At 47.7% G+C, this 19542-nt stretch carries 15 protein-coding genes; 3 read left to right on the top strand and 12 right to left on the bottom strand.

The features are described from left to right. Window positions 1-87: 87 nt before the first annotated feature. The 9 genes from P364_RS0110600 to P364_RS0110560 form a co-directional block, all read right to left on the bottom strand. Window positions 88-1794 (bottom strand): sugar ABC transporter, encoded by a 1707-nt coding sequence (locus P364_RS0110600; RefSeq protein ID WP_442952341.1) that lies wholly within the window; start codon window positions 1792-1794, stop codon window positions 88-90. A gap of 103 nt (window positions 1795-1897) precedes the next feature. After that, a complete protein-coding gene (locus P364_RS0110595) occupies window positions 1898-3520 on the bottom strand; it encodes a response regulator (protein WP_024630102.1) in 1623 nt (540 codons plus the stop codon). An 85-nt stretch (window positions 3521-3605) separates the two neighbouring features. Then, the gene (locus P364_RS0110590) at window positions 3606-5351 is read right to left on the bottom strand and encodes a sensor histidine kinase (RefSeq protein WP_024630101.1); all 1746 of its coding nucleotides are present in this window, start codon (window positions 5349-5351) and stop codon (window positions 3606-3608) included. 329 nt (window positions 5352-5680) lie between these two features. Next, a complete protein-coding gene (locus tag P364_RS0110585) occupies window positions 5681-6379 on the bottom strand; it encodes a hypothetical protein (RefSeq protein ID WP_024630100.1) in 699 nt (232 codons plus the stop codon). A gap of 122 nt (window positions 6380-6501) precedes the next feature. Then, on the bottom strand, window positions 6502-8028 hold the full coding sequence (locus P364_RS0110580) for an ABC transporter substrate-binding protein (protein ID WP_024630099.1): 1527 nt from the start codon (window positions 8026-8028) through the stop codon (window positions 6502-6504). Window positions 8029-8221: 193 nt separating this feature from the next. Beyond that, window positions 8222-9130, bottom strand: a complete 909-nt coding sequence (locus tag P364_RS0110575) for a carbohydrate ABC transporter permease (RefSeq protein WP_024630098.1) — start codon at window positions 9128-9130, stop codon at window positions 8222-8224. 17 nt (window positions 9131-9147) lie between these two features. Then, complete coding sequence (locus P364_RS0110570; protein ID WP_024630097.1) at window positions 9148-10143, bottom strand: ABC transporter permease; 996 nt, start codon at window positions 10141-10143, stop codon at window positions 9148-9150. Between the two features lie 175 nt (window positions 10144-10318). Next, on the bottom strand, window positions 10319-11938 hold the full coding sequence (locus tag P364_RS0110565) for a response regulator transcription factor (RefSeq protein ID WP_024630096.1): 1620 nt from the start codon (window positions 11936-11938) through the stop codon (window positions 10319-10321). After that, complete coding sequence (locus tag P364_RS0110560; RefSeq protein ID WP_024630095.1) at window positions 11913-13730, bottom strand: sensor histidine kinase; 1818 nt, start codon at window positions 13728-13730, stop codon at window positions 11913-11915. Before P364_RS0110560 ends, P364_RS0110565 begins: the two co-directional genes overlap by 26 nt. Before the next feature lie 366 nt (window positions 13731-14096). Here P364_RS0110560 and P364_RS0110555 point away from each other — a divergent pair, with 366 nt between their 5' ends. After that, entirely contained in the window at window positions 14097-15533 is a 1437-nt protein-coding gene (locus P364_RS0110555; protein WP_024630094.1) for a membrane protein, read from the top strand. Between the two features lie 14 nt (window positions 15534-15547). Here the strand turns inward: P364_RS0110555 and P364_RS0110550 are convergent, their stop codons facing one another. From P364_RS0110550 to P364_RS0110540, 3 genes are all read right to left on the bottom strand, one after another. After that, a complete protein-coding gene (locus tag P364_RS0110550) occupies window positions 15548-16138 on the bottom strand; it encodes a DUF4269 domain-containing protein (protein WP_024630093.1) in 591 nt (196 codons plus the stop codon). A 21-nt stretch (window positions 16139-16159) separates the two neighbouring features. Beyond that, entirely contained in the window at window positions 16160-16366 is a 207-nt protein-coding gene (locus P364_RS0110545; RefSeq protein ID WP_024630092.1) for a YwbE family protein, read from the bottom strand. 126 nt (window positions 16367-16492) lie between these two features. Beyond that, window positions 16493-16963 carry a hypothetical protein gene (locus tag P364_RS0110540; protein WP_024630091.1) on the bottom strand — a complete coding sequence of 157 codons (471 nt, stop codon included), beginning with the start codon at window positions 16961-16963 and terminating at the stop codon, window positions 16493-16495. 201 nt (window positions 16964-17164) lie between these two features. Here P364_RS0110540 and P364_RS0110535 point away from each other — a divergent pair, with 201 nt between their 5' ends. After that, window positions 17165-17800: an HlyD family efflux transporter periplasmic adaptor subunit gene (locus tag P364_RS0110535; protein WP_024630090.1), complete on the top strand. Its 636-nt coding sequence runs from the start codon at window positions 17165-17167 to the stop codon at window positions 17798-17800. 8 nt (window positions 17801-17808) lie between these two features. Then, window positions 17809-19350, top strand: coding sequence for a DHA2 family efflux MFS transporter permease subunit (locus P364_RS0110530; protein ID WP_024630089.1), 1542 nt, complete (start codon window positions 17809-17811; stop codon window positions 19348-19350). The last annotated feature ends 192 nt before the right edge of the window (window positions 19351-19542 follow it).

Genomic DNA, 19542 nt, shown 5'->3' with positions numbered 1-19542 from the left:
GCTAACTTGCACCTCTCCCAAGCAAATCACGCTCTCACAACGACAAAAAAAGCGCACAGACTAATATAGTCTGCGCGCCCCTGTAACTTATTTTTTCACACTGTCATACCATTCGTTAACCTCTTGTGTGATTTGGTCACCGCCACCCGATTTCCATGTTTGTACGAATGTATCAAACGAATCTACCGGGTTTTTGCCATAAATAATTTCATTGAATGCCTGATTCTCAATTTTGTTCAGGTAATCAAGCTTCGATTTCATCGTTGCTGTTGTAGGACCAGTAAACATGTTTTTGTAAGAGATTTCTTCCTGACTGAGCAGCACTTTCGCAGCAGCAGGGGTCTCTTTACCATAGTTAACGGCAACATCCTTCTCAAGCTTCGTTTCAGGCTCTTTGCCGTCTGCCAGATTCAGCAGGGCTTTCATCTGAGCATCCGGAATACGAGCGCCATCACGAACGAGCAAATAACGTACAACGTTCACATATCCGCCTTCGATTTGATCAATCGGCATTTGTTTACCATTGGCATCCAATTGGTAGTCATAGCCTGCAAACAGTCCGTTGTCATACGGGCTGCCTGGTTCCGGGTCTGCATAATTGTCGAACAGGTAATTCTCATACGTGAAGAACGCCTCAGGATGTTCCATGTCTTTCTTAATCAAAATAACGCCGTTGACAAACTGTGTACCGTGACGCATCGCTTTGCCTTCTGGACCGGACGGGATCTCAATCGGTTTCCAGACCGCGCTTGGCACATTTTTCACTGTATCCAGAAGCGGCCATCCGCTCATCCAGTACGGACCTGGGATAATACCGGCTGTACCTGCCACTGCTGGCTCTGCTGTTTTGTTTTCATCCCATAATGCTGCTTCCTGCGGGATATATCCTTTTTTGAGCCATTCGCTCAATTTGGTCAGACCTTGCTTCATGCCAGGATTGATGGACCCATACTCCAGCTTGCCATCTTCAGCCACATTCCATTGGAATGGCAGTGTTCCGTATGCACCGAAGATCCAGGATGGATCTCCCATCCATGTGTTCATGGATGTTTTGAAACCGATGCTTAGTGGAGTAACCTTGTCCGGAGCCAATCCATCCGGATTTTGGTTTTTGAACGCATCCATGACTGTTTCCAGTTCATCGATCGTTTTTGGTGCCTCCAGATTCAGCTTGTCCAGCCAGTCCTGGCGAATCCACAGCAGGTAATCATTGTTGTATGCATAGTCCAGTACGGGAATACCCATTCTTTTGCCATCACGGCTGTACTGGTTCCATACATTGGGGTCCTGATCCATCGCTTTTTTCCATGTGTCAGAAGCATATTTGTCGAACAGCGGACCCACTTCCTGATACATGCCGGAATCAATCAGATCCTGAGCAAGCAGGTTATCCCCAACCGTTACAATATCAGGCATTTCCTGACCGGAAGACATTGCAAGACGAAGCTTCGTTGCAAATGCTCCGTTTGTATCCGTTACAGACCACAATGATTTGATGTCGATACCAAATTGCTCTTTGGCCCACTTGGTTGCTACGTTATTTTCCATCGATTCGCCATTTTTGAATTTCAGCTCAGGGTCAATTCCCCATGCCGTTGTAAGGGTTACTGCCGGATCATATTTTTCTTTGTATTCGTTTTCAACAGCAGGTGTGCTTGATGATGCACTATCTCCGCCTCCATTGCCTCCTGAACAGCCTGCAAGAACGACAGTAAGACACAGCGTCGTAGCGAGAAGCGACAGTACTCTCTTTTTCGTGGATTTCGCTCTCAATGTTGTTCCCCCTTCAATCATTTTGGTTACCCTTTCATTATAGGCCTGCCGGGTCTTTCAGCCTATGTCACGAAAACAAGATTTCTGCACCTTTGGCAACCTATATGTTGGAATGATGTTGAAATTATGCCTGATCCCGATATTCATTCGGTGTCATTCCGTAATGCTTTTTGAACATTTTGCTGAAATATTGCGGATTCTGGTACCCTAACTCACTGGTAATCTCGTATATCTTTTTATTAGTATTTTTGAGCAAATACAATGCACGCTCCATCCGCATGCGAATCATATAATCGCCCAGCCCTTCACCTGTCTCGGCTTTGTAGATCTTGGACAAATACACGGGATGCAAATATACCTTGTCTGCGATCATCTTCACGGACAGATCCTGTCCTGCATCTCTTGTTACCATTTCCTGAACCTGCTTGATGACGTGTCTTCGACTCTGTACACCTTCCTGATCCGATAGCTCCTCCTGCAGCTTGGCAAGCATCTCCATCGCCCAGCGGCGAAGCTTGTCAGGCGATTGAATCAGTTGGTGTGCGAGCAGCAGGTCAAATCCCGCATGATCAATCTCATGCACGAGATGCCCCTGCTTATGCGCGATATACATAAAAGCATTCGTTACAGACAAATACATCTCATATACATGCTCTCTGGAGAGACATACGCGTTCCGCTGCATCAAATACAGCATTCAGTTTGCGCGCCGCAGCCTCCCACTGTTTGGTTTCAAGCAGCTGAGGCAGCACGGGTGGCTTATAGAGCTCTTCAAGCGCTTGCGCCGCATCGTTCTCCGGGCGTTTGGACAGCTCTTTATCCATATAAATGACCGTATTTTCCTCTGGACCCGACAATACAAGTGATCCCAGACCTTTACGATAAGCGGTCGTTAGATCGGCAAATGGAAACGGTGCGGTAACCACCATCGACAGATTTCCTTGCAGATAACGAATGACATGCTCGCGGAAAGTCCCAGCTGGCTGCTTCAGTTCATCCACGTTCGTCTGAACAAGCTCCGTCCATCCCTGACTTTGTATAATCATAACCAGACACTCATGAGGACCTCGCCCAAACCACACATTGAAATGGGGACCGAATACTTCCTCGGCGATATTGCCCACCGCAAACTCCATCAGATCCAGTGATTGCTGATCCATTGACGAGAACCGACCTGTAAGGCGAATGAGCATCATGACCGCCGGTTGATCCGGCTGAAGTACAATCTCATACTTCTCCAGCTGTTCACCGAGTGCTCGTGCTGTAATTTCGCGGCCCAGCAACAGATCGTGCATCAGATTTTCCCTTAAAATTTTATAATCTGACTTCCGGCTGTATAACAACCGATGGTATTTATCAAATTCATCCCAATCATCCCGAAGGGACGTGATGGCAGCGGAGACCGAAGCCATGAATTCCTCATCGTTCACCGGCTTGAGAATATAATCGGCAGCCTGCAGCTGAATCGCTTTCTTGGCATATTGAAAATCACTGTGCCCGGTCAGCAGGATGCAGCGGATATGTGCCCATCGACTGCTTACCTCCTCAATCAGCTCCAGTCCAGACATGCCTGGCATTCGAATATCGGTCACCACAAGATCCACGGCATTCTCTTCCAAAATCTGAAGCGCTTCCTTGCCAGATGCCGCACGGAAAACCGTTGTAACCCCGAGCTCTCCCCAGGGAATGGTTAATTCCAGACTTTCAGTCACATATGTTTCATCATCCACCAGTAAGATATCTATCAAGACACTCACTCCCTATCTACTTAATTATGCAAGGCATTCCATCGTTATCATGCTATAGTCATATGGCGTCTCTATTTCTATCCTTCTATTGAAGAAGATGTTCCTCGTCAACAGGCCAGAACAAGGTAACACGCAGCCCACCAAGCGTTGATTCCGTTACACTTAATCCCGCCTGCTCTCCATACCTGAGCTGAAGACGCTGGTTGACGTTCCATAGTCCACATCCCATCTCTTGATCCATACCACCTGTGAGTTTATGCAGAAGCATCTGCCTACCCAGTTCATCCATGCCTTGCCCGTCGTCATCCACGGTAAGAATCATCATGCCATCTCTCTGTTCCCCCGAAACCCGTATTTCTCCAGCTTCGGCATCGGCTTCAATTCCATGAATAACCGCATTCTCCACCAGAGGTTGTACGATTAGCGGAGGCACCTCCTGCCTCAGGATATCTTCCGGCAAGTTAATTTTGAAACGTATTCGGTCCATACGCATTTGCTGAATTTCCAGATAACAGGTGACGAATTCAATTTCCTCCGTAAGCGGCACGACATCACGCTCCTGCCTCGTCGTATACCGATAGTATCGGGACAGATTATGCGACATCGCAACTACTGCATCCACACGCTTCAACTTTGCCATGCTCGTAATAAACGAGAAACAATTATAGAAAAAGTGTGGATTAATCTGCGATTGCAGCTGTTTCAGCCGGGCTTCGCGCACATGAATCTGCTCCAGATACACGTGTTCAAACAGCTGCTGAATCTGCGCCACCATCGAGTTGAATCGTTCCGACAAAAAGCTGAACTCATTTCGTCCTTTCGGCGTGATTCGAACTGAATAATCCTCCTGCTTCAATCGTTGGAATCCACGAATCAACTGTTTGACGGGGACCTGAACCTGGACGTATAACAGATAGGCCACAGCAAAGCTCATCAAGAGCAGACAGATCATGGCCGAATAAAACAGTATGTTGGATTGATGAATCGGCTTCAGAATCGCCGATAGTGGCATGTAATCGACCAGATACCAGCCTGTCGTGCTGGACTTTACCGTATTCACCATGTACGGCTCGCCGTCAATGACGACTGTCCGGTTATCTACATCCTTAAGCTTAGCAATAGCCAGCTTGTCCATCAGCTGACCTGTCAGTGCACGATCTGAAGTTCGGTTATAGATAACCCCCGACTCTTCCCGGTAATAAAACGGATCATGGCGGCCATCGTCCTTAAATTTATCCAGCATATCGCGAATGTTGTCACTGTCGAATTCAAGCTTAATCACGGTCTGCGCATTAGCTGCCGGGTCGCTAATGCCGTATGGAGATACGGTGATCCAGCTAAAGATGAATTTTTCATCTTCCCCCTCCTGAATCTTTCGAACATTCCATCCAGATGACATGTTGCCTCGCAGTGTTTCCTGATCATAATAGCCAGCATCTCTTTCAGAGATGACCCTGCCCAGCGTCGGCGAATACAGATATAATTTTGTTGTCCAGTTCGATGAACTTTCCTGGATACTCAGCTTGTTCTGAATACGTTTAACCAGATTGATTGTATCCAGATCGAAATATTTACTATCGGCGTAGATCCGCCGGAAGCTCGCAATATCGGGGTCATGGATGAGCAGATTCGGCCACGAGGATAACAATTCGATGTGGGTATTCACTTGATTTTGAAAAAATTCAAGCTGGTTGCTGTTGGAACGATTGAGTTCATCCCGCAGAACTGCTGTTGTTTTATGGTTGGAATACCAGTACAGCAGTACGACTGGAACCAGCATAATTAGAATTAAAATGACCATTTTGGAAAATAGATTCGTCCGGTATGACATCTTCTTACCTCACCTTGCCTTCATTAGTCAGTGAATCTAATTTTAACGATGCAAGCGTTAAACATAAACTCTTTTTCTCGGCCAATCCCCTTCACAGCTTATCCGTTATTCCAAACCTACTCCCATAACAATCGACTCTCTATATATCGTAAGCGTTATCATATCCATGCATAAAGGTGACAAAGCCAACTTTTCTGCACTAATTGCAACTTCCACGCAAAAAAAGAGCCGACAACCGTCAGCTCCTTTCTAATGCAGCATATTGATTAATTTCTTCTAACTTGAAAGCTCTTCTTATGTATTCATTCTATCTTGCTAACGCAATATTCTTATGGAATATCGTAATCAAACACGGTGTTCTCTCCATCCACGGCGACATCTAGGACAATATCGGTTAACTTTCCTTTCACTTGCAGCGGGGAGTCAGCCAATCCGGAAAACGCCAGTCGACCCTTAAATGTTCCATGCGGCTCAATCTCTATATGCACAGGTTTTAGCTGAACCGATTGCAGGGATTCATAGAGCGGATCATCCTGGTGTTTGTAACTGCGGGCCAGGTCAGGCAAGAGCACAGCTGCGACAGGCTCTCTGGTGTAATTTTTGAGTGTCAGGTCACAATTTACCCGTGTGATCCCATTATCCAGTACATCAAAGGTACAGGAGCTATCATTTTGGACATAAGAAACACCATGGATACCGGAAGCTCCCCATTTGGCTACATACATCAATTTATCTGTCATGTAGGAATAACTGAGCACGATCGCAAGAACGATCAGCCAGAGCCGTTTGGCCAAAACCGGATATAAGGGCATGATTTCTTTGCGTGTAAGATAGTAGCTGCACACTAATATACCCATTCCAAAAAATAACGTGATATGCACACCACTTACGTAGGCAGTGGTGTAAGGCGACATTCCTATAGCAGACAACATCGTGTCCCCCACAGAAAAACCGAGGTGATGCTTAAACGTAAAGATGATGCCAAACAGCAATAACATCGCAGAGAACACAAGTCTGGTTCTCGACACACGAACACCCCCTAATCAACCACCTGATTATATCATATTTTTCCTTATTATGGTTTGTGACCCAAATAAAAAAAGACGCTTCGGTTTTTAACCGAAAACGTCTTTGATTTTGCAACTCAAATCTACTTCTTGGACAGGAATGCATCGAGCTGCTCTTGTTTGGCTGCAATGATTTTATCAATACCTGCAGCTTTCAGCTTCTCCAGATATTTCGGGATCATTTCATTCGGATCTACTGCACCCGAGGTCATGCCCGGTTTGAACTGTTTGTTCACGTTGTTGACCGCAGCAATTTCATTTTTGACCGATTGACTGTTGAAGGTAAAGCCCAGTGCAGGTGACTTGACGCCTTTGGCATTAAACTCCTTGAATTTTTCCCATTTCTGCGGATCTTCATTATCCCAGAGGTAGTTCAGGAACTGGTTGCCCAGCTGCCATTGTGCGCCCGGATTGTATGTTCGACTGTTGGCATCTACCCCTTGCGGGAGGGTAATAATGTTGTCCTGACCGTCTTTTTTCACATAATGTGTGCCTTCGATTCCGAAATTGAGCAGATTGTTAATCTCTTTGTCGGAATGCAGCAGATTAATGACTTGCATCGCCTTTTCCGGCTGCTCAGAGGAACGGGAGATCGCCAGCATGGCACCAGAAGCATCCCCGGTTGTAATCGTAGGCTGTGTCATCTCAATCTGGGTCAGTGGATATCCAACGTACCCTTCTTCTTCCTTATCCTTGCCCGGCTTCATCCCATCGGTCCAAAGGAAAGCCTTGCCTGCCTTCGCCTGATCTTTCGGGAACACATTGGAGGTCGCCGCATCACTGTTGATGTATCCAGCCTGATACCACTTGCGTGCAAGCTCAGCGGCCTCCTTGAATTCAGGGGTCTCCACTTCATTCAGTACCGTCGTTGTACCCGCTGTTTTGGAGATTACACCCGGAACGGATGCATCACCGAGATAATCCCAGTCCAGGTTCTCCAGCAGGCCGTTACCATTGGTATTGGACATATAAAACGGAGTAATACCCGGTTCGTTTTCCTTAATGGTTTTGAGCAGTGGCTCCAGATCAGCCCACGTTTTCACTGCGGTCAGATCCAGTTTGTATTTGTCAGCCAGATCTTTGCGTACAAGTACACCACGTGTTGCTGCCAATTCCTTGTTGGTAGGAACACCATAGTTTACGCCATCCACCTGGGAGCCTTCCAGAAAGGCGGGATCCAGATTTTTCTTGATATCCTGCCCATACTTATCAAGCAGCTCATTAAGCGGCAGGAAAGCACCTTTTGCCACATTAACGGTATAATTTTGCCAAGCCGCCGTGAAAATAATATCTGATTTTTCGCCGGAAGAGATCATCAGATTCAGCTTGTTATCCCACTGACCCCAGTCGATTGCATTGATCTTGAGTGTTGCCCCGATCTTGGGCTCCATCTTTTTGTTGATCTCGGCCTCGACCAGAGCCACATCTTTCTGTGGCGTTCCCGGATAATACAACGTCACTTCATAAGGCTTGCCCCCACTCTCCGCTGCACCGCCACCCTCTGCTGCCGGTGTTGTTCCGCCTTTGTCCGATGAGCACCCTGCCAGCACTAGGCTCAGCGCCATAACTGCTGCCGCGATACGCGGCCATACCTTAAACGTTCTAACCAAATGAACCCCTCCCGTCTTATGTTGGACCTTGCAACCGATTGCCCCAATTCGCCATGTTTCCAATCTGCCAAAGTCCGTCCCTTTGCCGGTCCTCCGGCGTGTCTGTACTCGCTGATTTTTGTATATGCCCTCTCAGGTCCATCTTCGTTATCTTCGCTATATATCCATTGCCCTCTCCGCTAACCGGCCGGAGTTACCCCTTCACTGCGCCCACCGTAAGGCCTTTGATGAAATAACGCTGGAAGAATGGATATGCCAGTACAATTGGACCAATACCGACAACAGCCATCGCCATTTGCAGTGTTTTATTCGGCAGATTCAGCAATCCGCCCTGTGACGAAATCTGTGAAGAGACATTGGAGTTGGATGTTAAATATTGAATATCGAGCAGCGTCCGGTACATGAGGTACTGAAGGCTGATCGTTCGGTTATCGGATATAAAAATCATGCTAAGATACCAGTCGTTCCAGTAATTCAATGTGCTGAACAGCGCAACGGTCGCCATCACCGGAAGGGAGAGCGGAAGCACGATACGTGTAAACGTTCTCAGTTCACCTGCTCCATCAATCCGTGCCGACTCAAGAATCGATACCGGAATGGAATTGGCGAAGAAGGTCCGCATGACCAGTACGAAGAACGGTGACAGCAGCAGCGGCATGATCAATGCCAGAATCGAGTTTTTCAAATCCAGTACGTTCACATAAACGAGATACCAAGGAACCAGCCCGCCATTAAACAGCATGGTGAAAAAGATGAAAAAGGCGAACCACCCGCGATACGGCAAATCCCTCCGGGAAAGCGGGTACGCGTACAATGCAGTCAACGCTACACTCGTTATCGTACCTATCACGGTTACGATAATTGAAATGCCATAGGAGTGGATGATCTGATCCATGTCTTTGAACAGAAACTCATAAGCAGTCAGGCTAAATTTCTCCGGAATCAGCTTATATCCGTTCGCAATAACCGTCGTCTCGTCCGAAAATGAGATCGCGAAGACAAGCAGGATCGGCACGATGCAGGCAATGGCATAGAAGATAAACATACCGTGTATGATAGACGCGGAACGCCGCGACACAGCTAATGGATCACGTGATTTCACAGCTGGCTTGCCTCCTCTCAAAATAATGCATTATCTTTGTCCATTCTCCTTACGATGGTATTGGATACAAGCACAAGTACAAATCCGACAACAGCCTGATACAGCCCGGCTGCCGAGGACATCCCGATATCTCCCCCGATGAGGAAGGTTCGATATACATACGTATCCAGAACATTCGTTACAGGGAACAATGCGCCCGATTCCAGTGGAACCTGATAGAACAGACTGAAATCCGCGTAGAAAATACGACCAATCTGCAGCAATGTCATAATGACAATCAGCGGGACGAGAAACGGAACGGTAATGAAGCGAATCTGATGCCACTTGCTCGCGCCATCCAGTACGGCCGCTTCATAATATTCCTCATCAATACCTACGACGGCTGCCAGATAAATGACGGCGTAATAACCGATATTCTTCCACGTATTCACCAGCGGCAAAATGTACGGCCAGTACTTGGGCTCTGAATACCAATCAATTGGTTGTCCGCCAAAGAGCTGTAGAATCGTCGAGTTCATGAAGCCCGAATCCTTGCCGAGAAAGGCGAGCACGAGATAACTGACTACGATCATCGACAGAAAATAAGGAAGCAGCATGAGTGACTGATACAATTTGGACATCGCCTTGTTCTTCACTTCATTCAGCAAAATGGCAAGCCCTACACCTACAAATAAATTCAGCGCAATAAATACGGTGTTATATGCGAGCGTATTACGTGTGATCTCCCAAGCATCGCTGGTAGAAAACAAAAACTTGAAATTATCCCAGCCGCTCCACGGGCTGCCCCAAATACCGTCGGCATAGTTTACATTTTTGAAGGCAATCAGAACGCCGAACATCGGCATATAGTTGTTCACCAGCAGAAACAGAATGCCTGGCAAAAACATGAGATACAAAACCTTGAATTTACCTAGATTGTACAGGACAGATTTTCGTTTTCGAACCGGTATATCCGGTATGTCCCTTCCATCCGATAGACGTGCTCCCTTACCCACCTGGGGTTGTGTCTTCATAACTTGTTCTCCCTCACTCCTCTTGAATTTCATCCTCAGGATGAAACACCGCTGTGTCTCCTGTGGTTCAAGTATAACGGCGGGGCGTTCACGTCCACTATCTGCTGTGGTGACCTGTTCACTTATCAAATTATGACTTTAAGGCACCAAAAAACAAAAGACGCAGCATGCTGCGTCAAATCTGTACCGTTCGGGACTGTTTGCGAAACTCCTGGGGTGTAATACCCGTGCACTTTTTAAACATCTTCGTAAAATGAGAGTAGTTGTAGTACCCCACCTTGCCTGCGATATCCGTCACCTTCACGGTAGATTGGGACAACAAGGTCTTCGCTTTGGCTACTCTGCGCTGGAGAATGAATTCGGAGAGCGACATGCCCTTTTCTTTACGAAACAAGCGGGACAGATAGGCTGGATTAAATCCGGCAAAGGACGCAAGTTCCTCTCGCATCAGCTCTTCACCAATATGATTTTCAATGTAGATGCACAACTGGTCCACAATAGTCATTGGACTGTGATCGTCCGGGTACAATACCGGGATAGCACGACTGATCAGGTCTGAAGTCCACTGCTTCAGCTGGGGCAATGAACGTGTCACAACGCTTTCTTCCGGCTCGCGTTCGCCAGGGTACAGGCTGCGTATGGATACATTTTTCTGATGGAGCAGCGGGTAGATCACATGCAGCATTGCATGATAATACAAGTGGAGAATTTCTGGTGACAGCCGCTCCTGGGCAGCCAGTAATTCAAAGATTTCATCGACACGCTCGCGCAGGTCATCAAACTTTCCCGTTTCGAACAGGATGGACAGCTCGGAAAACCACGGTATGGGCAGAAAGCGATCCTCCGTATCTCGTCCCACCTCGTCATAGATGAAGACCCCTTCAAGCTCGTTAATATTGCGACGCTCCATGTCCATCAGCTCATTCAGCATACCTTGAAGATCCGTAACAGCCACCGGAACTCCAACATAACAGGATAATCGGCAATAAAAATAATTACCGCACTCCTGAATATAGCTCTGACATCCTTGCGCCAATTCACTCGCCGTTGGTACAATGCCGTCCTGTTCGTATGCAAGCATAATATTCAGTCCACTGTGGTCCTGAAACACTTCGCCGGGTTTGTCACCAAGCAGCATTTCCTTGGCAGCATTGCGGAGCGCATATTCCAGCACCTCCTCATCACGTAGGTCGAAGTCTCGCACCCATTCTTCGACGGATATGACAATCGGCAGCACACGAGCTTGCGGATCAATCTCGGCTCCGTACACCTCGGACAGTTCCTGAAGCTTCTGATGAGTTAAGGTTACCCGTTGTGAGAGGGCATCTTTCCAGAAACGCTCGGTCAACAGCGGTTTATGAGTTTGCCAGCGTTTGTACACGGTCTCATATACTTCATTGGTGCGGGAACGCAGCTCCCCGTCCTTAATTTTGTCCATGGCCTGGTTCACAACCTTGAGCATCTGGTCTGCGGGAGCAGGCTTCAGCACATAATCGAAGCTGTTCAGCTTGATTGCGGTTTGGGCATAATCGAACAGGGCGTGCCCCGTAAGAAAAATAGTTAACAGCCCGGGATCATGCTTTAACACCCAACTCTGCAGATCCAGTCCCGTCTCACCCGGCATCTCAATATCACAGATCATAATATCGATAGGATGGGTTTTTATCAGCAATCTCGCTTCTTCGGCATCCCCAGCACTGAACACCTGGTCAATTCCGGCCAGGCTCCAGTCCACCCCTTCCACCATCGCTTGCAGGGCATACACTTCATCATCCACGATCAACAGGTTCCGCATAGGCTCTCCCTTCTTCCTCTTCCGTCTGGGCGGGCATATGAATAACGACTGCTGCCCCTCCTTCAGTCTGATTCCTGAATTGCAATCCGGCATGTTCGCCGTATTTCACTAACAGCCGATGGATAACGTTCCAGATGCCAATGTGCTGCCCACCCGGAGCTTCAACATATTGCCCCTGCTGCAGTCGCTCCAGTATTTCTTGTTCAAAGCCAACACCGTTATCCGTAATGGAAAGTTGAAGTACCGAATCAATTTCATTTTCGATATGTGAATCAGACCCAGATAACGTTTTCGTTTTCCGGGCAGTTATGCGTATAACAAAAGGCTCTGTGCGCCGCTGAAAGCCATGAATGATGGCATTCTCCACAAAAGGCTGAATCGTTAAGGGCGGCAGCACATAATGCCCGAGGTCCGGGCCAACATCCAGAGCAAACTCTAGCTTGTTTGGAAACCGCAGCTTCTGGATCTCCAAATAATGACTGATATGTTCCAGTTCTTCATCCAATCGAATGACACGTTTGCCTGCACGCAGGCTGAACCGGAAATAATCCGCTAGGTGACCAGCCATCTGCTGTACAAGCTCATGCTTTTGCAACGAAGCCAGGCTATGAATGATATTCAAGGAATTCAGATAAAAGTGAGGATTGATCTGCATCTGCAATTGTTTGAACTCTGCTTCCCTCGTCCGCAATTGCTCCTCATACACATCAATCTTCAGATGCTGGATCTCACTTGTCATCTGATTGAAGCTGTGCGTGACAAACTCCAGTTCAGATGAAGCCGGCGTCTCCAGCCTAACATCAAGCTCCCCTCGGCTAACCCTTCTCATTCCGCGTATGAGCACATTCATTGGACGGAACAAAAGCTGCCTGAGAAAAATCATCGCTGTAATCAGGATGACCGCTGCACCAATCGGAAGCAGGCGAATGATCTGCTGAAAAAATGGCAGGTTTCGCATCATGTCCTCCTCGGGCAGCAGGACAATATAATTCATCTCGGACATGGCTGAGGGAATTCCAAGCATCAGGTACTGACGTGCACTGCCAGTGGATGTCACTTCAGATATCACCTGGTAGGGATTATTTAACCCAGTGATATGGGCAGCGGCCAGCTTGATTTGTGCCGAGTTCAGGGCTGAATCAGACAAGGCCCCACCATCCGCTCCTACGATGACGGCTCCTCCCCGGTTACCGGATTCCGTAAATTGCTCGGGATGATTCAGTGCATTCATGTCTACAAGCGCTCCTGCATAGAATTGAGCGTTGATCCGTACTGTTTTGACCAAGGCATTCCATGTGCCACCCCGAACGATGCTCCACTCCGGCTTCTGGATTTCCCCCTCCAGTTGCTGCATCTGAACCGGCATACTCTCCTGCACAATCGACATTTTGACATCATAATTGCCTGAGGTAGCGAGCAGCAGATCATCATTTACGGCATCGTACAGAAAAAATGAATCGATCAGATTATAAAATCCGATATCGGTCATGAATTTGTTCATAATGCGCTGCTTCGCAATAATATAATCGCCACTGCCGTATTTGAGAAAAAACAGGGAAATAATATCCGGGTCTCGTTCGCCCAGACTGTATAAATAACGATTGGTCTCCTGCAGCACGCGCTCGTTCTGCTCCACACTCTTCGCCAGATGATTCATATTGGTGAGAGACACTTGATCACGTACCACTTTCATGGCGTATACGTTGTTGTAATAAAGCAGCATGAATAGTGGCAGCATGATCAATGTCAGACCCACAATAAACTTAAAGCGCAGTGAACGGATAAAATTCATGAATTCCCGCCCTTTTGTCTAATCTGATTTAATGTTCTTTTACACATTTTTTTGTAAACGCTATTAAGTTCAAAAAAACTGCTGTTTTCTGCTATCTACTTCTGCATCTCTTCCATCTTCTTCCTTATAATGGCATGTTTATTGTAGTCATACTTGGTTGCGTCTGTCTATGTAGTTCCGTGACCTGTCAATATCACTTCTGGTGACTTGCACTTGGCTTACAGTACGTGTACAAGGCTCCATGCTCTAATAAGTTCTCCATCTGTAAAAAAAATCCTGCTCCCTACTCCACGAACGCCCGGTGATGACATGCATACGATATATCACTCCTTAGGTTGACACCAAGGATGAAAGGAGGCATGTCCGATGAATATTCAACTCGTCCCATTGCATTATGTATATCTGGCTTTTATCGTCTTGATTATCGCCGTCATGGTTCGTCGTAGAGATACAACGATTATTTGTGTCGCGGGTATTATGACCATTGGATTTCTGGCGACTGAAACATTAAGCGGATCGGTATCCGGAATCTTCAGCAGTTTTATCTACGCAGCCAAGGAGCTGCTCGGCACTATTTTTATCATTTCAATCATTGTTGCGATGAGCCGAGTGTTAATCAGGACGGGAATCAATGAAGTTATGGTGAAGCCGCTCACCCGGTTCATCCATTCTCCACAGATCGCGTACTGGGGAATCGGATTCATTATGATGATTGTATCGCTGTTCTTCTGGCCTTCACCTGCCGTTGCTCTGGTTGGGGCTGTACTTCTTCCAGTAGCGGTACGAGTCGGACTTCCACCTATCGGCGCCGCCATTGCCATGAATCTATTTGGGCATGGAATCGCCTTATCAGGGGATTACATTATTCAAGGTGCACCCAAACTGACGGCTGATGCAGCAGGACTTCCAGTTACCTCCGTCATGACTGCAAGTATCCCGCTTGTCATAGTGATGGGAACGGTGTCTACCGTAACGGCATTCTGGATGCTGCGCAAGGAGATGAAGTCAGGCTCTACCTTTAAACTTAGTGATCCAGTCTTGGGTGAAGCAGCAGCTGCCCTTCCACCTTCATTAGATTCTGCGCCCATTTCCGGGGGGCCTTCCGTTCAACATCAACCCATGCCGCGCCGTCTGCAAAAGACATTCGCTCTGATCATCCCGTTGTTATTCGCTGCGGATGTCATTCTGATGTTTTTACTTCAACTTCAAGGCGGGGATGCCACAGCATTAATTGGTGGAACAGCTGTGCTCATTCTGATCGCCGTCTCCCTTGCCGCGCATCGTCATACAGGTCCGGAAGAAACAACAAACTATTTAATTGAAGGATTCCAGTTCGGATTTAAGGTGTTTGGTCCAGTCATACCGATTGCCGCTTTCTTTTATCTTGGGGATGCAGCGATCACAGAGTTGTTCAACAACCCGCTGCCTGCTGGTTCACACGGTATTGTTAATGATTTGGGGGTAGCTCTTGCGAGTCTAGTGCCACTGAATAATACGGTAGGCGCTATTACGATGACGGTGACCGGAGCGGTCACGGGAATGGATGGTTCAGGGTTCTCAGGGATATCCCTGGTCGGCTCCATTGCGTCTATGTTTGCAGGTTCGGCAGATTCCGCACCTGTACTGACGGCACTGGGTCAGGTCGCCGCCATATGGGTAGGCGGTGGGACCTTGATTCCATGGGCCTTGATTCCAGCTGCTGCCATCTGCGGGGTCAGTCCATTTGAACTGGCACGCCGCAATCTGAAACCAGTATTGCTGGGATTAACAGTGACTACAATTGTGGCTATCTTTCTGATCTGATCGCGGAAACCATGCTATTCGAACTGAAAGGACGTACGCAGGCGAGCCCAGGACCAAAGCTCATCCTTACTCATTCCGGCCAGATGTAGCATCTCCTCATAGGGGTCTCCCTGAAGTCCCAGTACTGCAGCGAATGCAGGCTCCGTCTTCAAGCCTCCCAGCTTAAGTTTGCGAATCTCCCGATGTCCTGCTGCGCCCCAAAGTTGCAACAATTCCCACTCTACCTGCATGTGAAGATAGGCATTCTGACTGCGTACAGATACCGACTGAGCGAAAATCTCTATAGGCCAGTTTCCAATATCCACACAACAGGTCACATAAGGACGCTGGCCTGCACGGCCGTCCCCCCGATCACATCGGAAACCTTGCATTCCCCCCAGTTGACGGTGCAATAGGGCTTCAAACGCTCCCAAATCCGCTGCCTCACATAATAGATCAAGATCACTTCCGGGGATATCAATATCAATCGGCACTGTTCCAGCCGGGTAAGGCTGGTAAGCACCCAATATGCTTAATAATCCGCTAGATTGCAGCACCTCATAAGCATCCTGCTGACGCTCGTTACCCGAGGCCAGATGTGCCATAACATCCGCAGTTGTAATCATGTTACAACCTCGGGCACCGGCTCATTCCGACGCTCCCGTAAAGACTTGTTTCACACGGCCCACCTGTCCATTAGTCAAACGCACTTTAATTCCATGCGGATGTGTGGGCGATTTGGTTAATAAATCCTTCACGATCCCACGTGTCAGCTTGCCTGTAGGCTGATCTTGCTTGAGCACAATATCCACTTCAAGACCCGGTTTGATATTTACTCGTTGTTGTCCGTTCATGGGTTTCCCTCTCTTCTTCAACGTATTCCATGTCATGCAGCCATAATTCACAAAGCTTCATCTATTGTAGACGTTTTGGATTGAAAACGAAAGCCATGTCCAACGTTCAAAAACTGAACTAAGTGGTCATTCTCGCTTTGAAGAGGGATCAGAGGATTTGCTTTTCATCCTCTTCAGAGCTAATCGATACACTTCATCTGCACTCTCTTCAGCTTTATTCGTATCCGTTAACACCGCTTTCTCATCTACTTCAGCAGGTTTCCGGAAATGAAGCAATGCTTGGCGGTAAGCTTGATCACCGTCTGTCGTCTGCGTCTCTCTTATATGAGGTGAAGGAGGCACCTCCAACGTGGAATCCATCTGGTGAATCTCCGTTTGTCTGCGCTCCGCATGTTCTAAAACCTCTGTATGCTCGGCCTGTTCGCTAATTCGATCTTCCTTCCGGGCATGATCTTCTTCATGGAGCAGGACAGGCCCTTCTTCCACCTCTGCTATTTTGGAAGCTCGTGCTTCTGCAGCCTTGCGGGACGATCTGGAGTTATAAATCATCAGAAACACAACCCCAATAACAACGATTACCGCCAAAATGATCAACATGTGTGCATCCTCCCTTATCATCCGCCTGTAGGCAACCTTAATCAATATATTGGTGCCCTATTCTGCGAATAATATTTCACCTTGTTTCGTATAGAGCGACAAAGTAGCGGGAATGCTCCAAACAGGATTGTCAACAGAAGACTTTCAGAACCGATTAAAGAGAAGATTCAAAGAAAACCGAATTGAGGAGGAATGATCAGCATGAATTCACGTGCCATTTTGATCAATATCATCGTTATATTGGTGATTTTGGGAGCCGGGGCGGCCGGGATCTACTATTACAACCAATCCACAAGTTATGTTAAAACCGATAATGCGCTAGTAACCGGGCAGCCTATCTCCGTGGCTTCCGCAGTAAGTGGTGAGCTTCGATCCTGGAAAGGCAAGGTAGGTACAACATTTAATGCAGGCGATACCGTCGCCACTGTCTCCGCTGCGGGCAAATCAACATCCGTGACGATGCCTGTTGATGGCACCATTGTACAACAAACCGCTGTCGAAAATTCGCTCGTATCTGCAGGTACGCCCCTCGCACGGGCCTATGATTTCAATAATTTGTACGTGACAGCCAATGTCGACGAGACCGCGATTGATAAGATTAAAACAGGTCAGATCGTAGATGTGTATGTCGACGCTTTTCCGGACACCACTTTGACGGGCAAAGTAGACCAGATCGGACTTGCCACTGCATCCTCCTTTTCGCTATTGCCTTCGTCCAATACGAATGCAAATTACACCAAAGTAACACAAGTCATCCCGATCATCGTTACGATCGAAGGATATAAAGGACTGGGTGTGGTTCCCGGCATGAGCGCTACCGTGCGCGTTCATATCTAAGGCTGCTGATGGAAAATCAAGTGCCACTTGGGAAAACCATCGCTGTCCTGCTGCTCGGCGCATTTATCGCCATTCTGAATCAGACTTTGCTCAATGTAGCCATCCCCCATCTGATGAATGACTTTAACGTCTCGGCAACGACCGTGCAGTGGCTGTCTACAGCCTACTTACTGGTGAACGGGGTACTCATTCCGATTACCGCCTACTTGATCGAGTCGTTCGGCACCCGCAAATTATTCGTGACCGCGATGCTGTTATTTACGCTGGGTTCGTTGATCTGTGCCATCAGTCCTGGATTTACGGTCATGCTCATCGGTCGTATCGTACAAGCCAGTGGGGCCGGGATTATTATGCCTTTGGTTATGAATGTGTTTCTGACTGTTTTCCCTCCAGAGAAACGGGGAACGGCCATGGGCACGATGGGTATTGCCATGATGTTTGCTCCAGCCATTGGTCCAACCTTATCTGGATGGATCGTGGAACATTATACATGGCGGATTCTGTTCTATATGGTCATTCCGCTCGCCTTGCTTGATATTTTGTTTGCCTTCATCTGGCTAAAAAATGTGTCCAAGCTTACTTCACCGAAATTTGACGGGTTTGGCGCGTTATTCTCCACGATTGGTTTCGGCTTTCTTCTCTATGGATTCAGCTCTGCCGGAGATAAAGGCTGGACCAGCGCAACAGTGCTGTTGACTTTGATTATCGGTGTGCTCTTCATCGTTTTCTTTGTCCTCAGAGAGACGGCCATGAAGAACCCTTTGCTGGAATTTCGTGTATTCAAATACGATATCTTCACCATCTCGACGCTGGTCAGTGCAACGATTAACATGGCACTCTTTGGCGGAATGCTGCTGTTACCGATCTATCTGCAAAATATAAGGGGATTCTCTCCCCTGCAATCCGGTTTGTTGCTCCTGCCAGGCGCATTGCTAATGGGCGTCATGTCTCCTATCTCAGGCGCCCTGTTTGACCGGATCGGCTCTCGCCCCCTCGCCATTGTCGGTTTGATCATTACCGCCATCTCTACCTTTGAGTTTAGCAAGTTGACGGGGGAGACACCCTACGGTCACATTATGATGCTATACACATTCCGTAGTTTCGGGATGTCCATGCTTATGATGTCTGTCCAGACAGAGGGGTTAAACCAATTACCGCCTCATCTCACAAGTCATGGGACGGCCATGTCCAATACGGTCAGGCAGGTGGCAGGCTCAATCGGGACGGCTTTGCTTATCACCGTGATGGCGACACGTGCAGGCATTCATTTGGCGGATTACAGCAACACGGTCACCACAACCAATGTAGCATTGACCGAACAAGTCGGCATGCTCGGTACGCAGATGGCTACTGCGGCTGGAATGCCTCCTGAGCAAGGTGCCAGTCTCGCATTACAGCAGCTCTATGGTATTGCTGTTCAGACGTCAACGATTGAAGGCATTAATGATGCTTTCATTGTAGCAACCTGGATTTCGATCATTGGTCTGTTTCTATCGCTGTTCCTGCGACGGGCGCGCTCCCGTCCTCGTAAAGTCAAGCCTGAGCGCTGAATTTCACTGGCAACCCAATACCCTATGTACCCCAAAAAATCTGGTGATAACAGTGATCGGAAGGTTGTTCTGTCATCGGAGTGGCAAGGGTAAATATTCTTTAGTTCAATTTATATATTGAAACGATAAAAAAACCGCAGTCTCTTCATCGGAGACCTGCGGTTTTTGGCTTGAACTATGGATGCTGAGGTA

Source organism: Paenibacillus sp. MAEPY2 (assembly GCF_000499205.1).
Lineage (GTDB): Bacteria > Bacillota > Bacilli > Paenibacillales > Paenibacillaceae > Paenibacillus > Paenibacillus vandeheii.
This window is presented reverse-complemented; position numbering and strand designations above follow the sequence as displayed.

Excerpts from the sequence above, each read along its gene's own strand:
- P364_RS0110550 (WP_024630093.1), bottom strand. The coding sequence starts at position 16,138 with ATGATTACAACTGCGGATGTTATGGCACATCTGGCCTCGGGTAACGAG.
- P364_RS0110600 (WP_442952341.1), bottom strand. The coding sequence starts at position 1,794 with ATGATTGAAGGGGGAACAACATTGAGAGCGAAATCCACGAAAAAGAGA.
- P364_RS0110535 (WP_024630090.1), top strand. The coding sequence starts at position 17,165 with ATGAATTCACGTGCCATTTTGATCAATATCATCGTTATATTGGTGATT.
- P364_RS0110540 (WP_024630091.1), bottom strand. The coding sequence starts at position 16,963 with ATGTTGATCATTTTGGCGGTAATCGTTGTTATTGGGGTTGTGTTTCTG.
- P364_RS0110530 (WP_024630089.1), top strand. The coding sequence starts at position 17,809 with ATGGAAAATCAAGTGCCACTTGGGAAAACCATCGCTGTCCTGCTGCTC.
- P364_RS0110560 (WP_024630095.1), bottom strand. The coding sequence starts at position 13,730 with ATGAATTTTATCCGTTCACTGCGCTTTAAGTTTATTGTGGGTCTGACA.
- P364_RS0110565 (WP_024630096.1), bottom strand. The coding sequence starts at position 11,938 with ATGCGGAACCTGTTGATCGTGGATGATGAAGTGTATGCCCTGCAAGCG.
- P364_RS0110555 (WP_024630094.1), top strand. The coding sequence starts at position 14,097 with ATGAATATTCAACTCGTCCCATTGCATTATGTATATCTGGCTTTTATC.
- P364_RS0110545 (WP_024630092.1), bottom strand. The coding sequence starts at position 16,366 with ATGAACGGACAACAACGAGTAAATATCAAACCGGGTCTTGAAGTGGAT.
- P364_RS0110570 (WP_024630097.1), bottom strand. The coding sequence starts at position 10,143 with ATGAAGACACAACCCCAGGTGGGTAAGGGAGCACGTCTATCGGATGGA.
- P364_RS0110590 (WP_024630101.1), bottom strand. The coding sequence starts at position 5,351 with ATGTCATACCGGACGAATCTATTTTCCAAAATGGTCATTTTAATTCTA.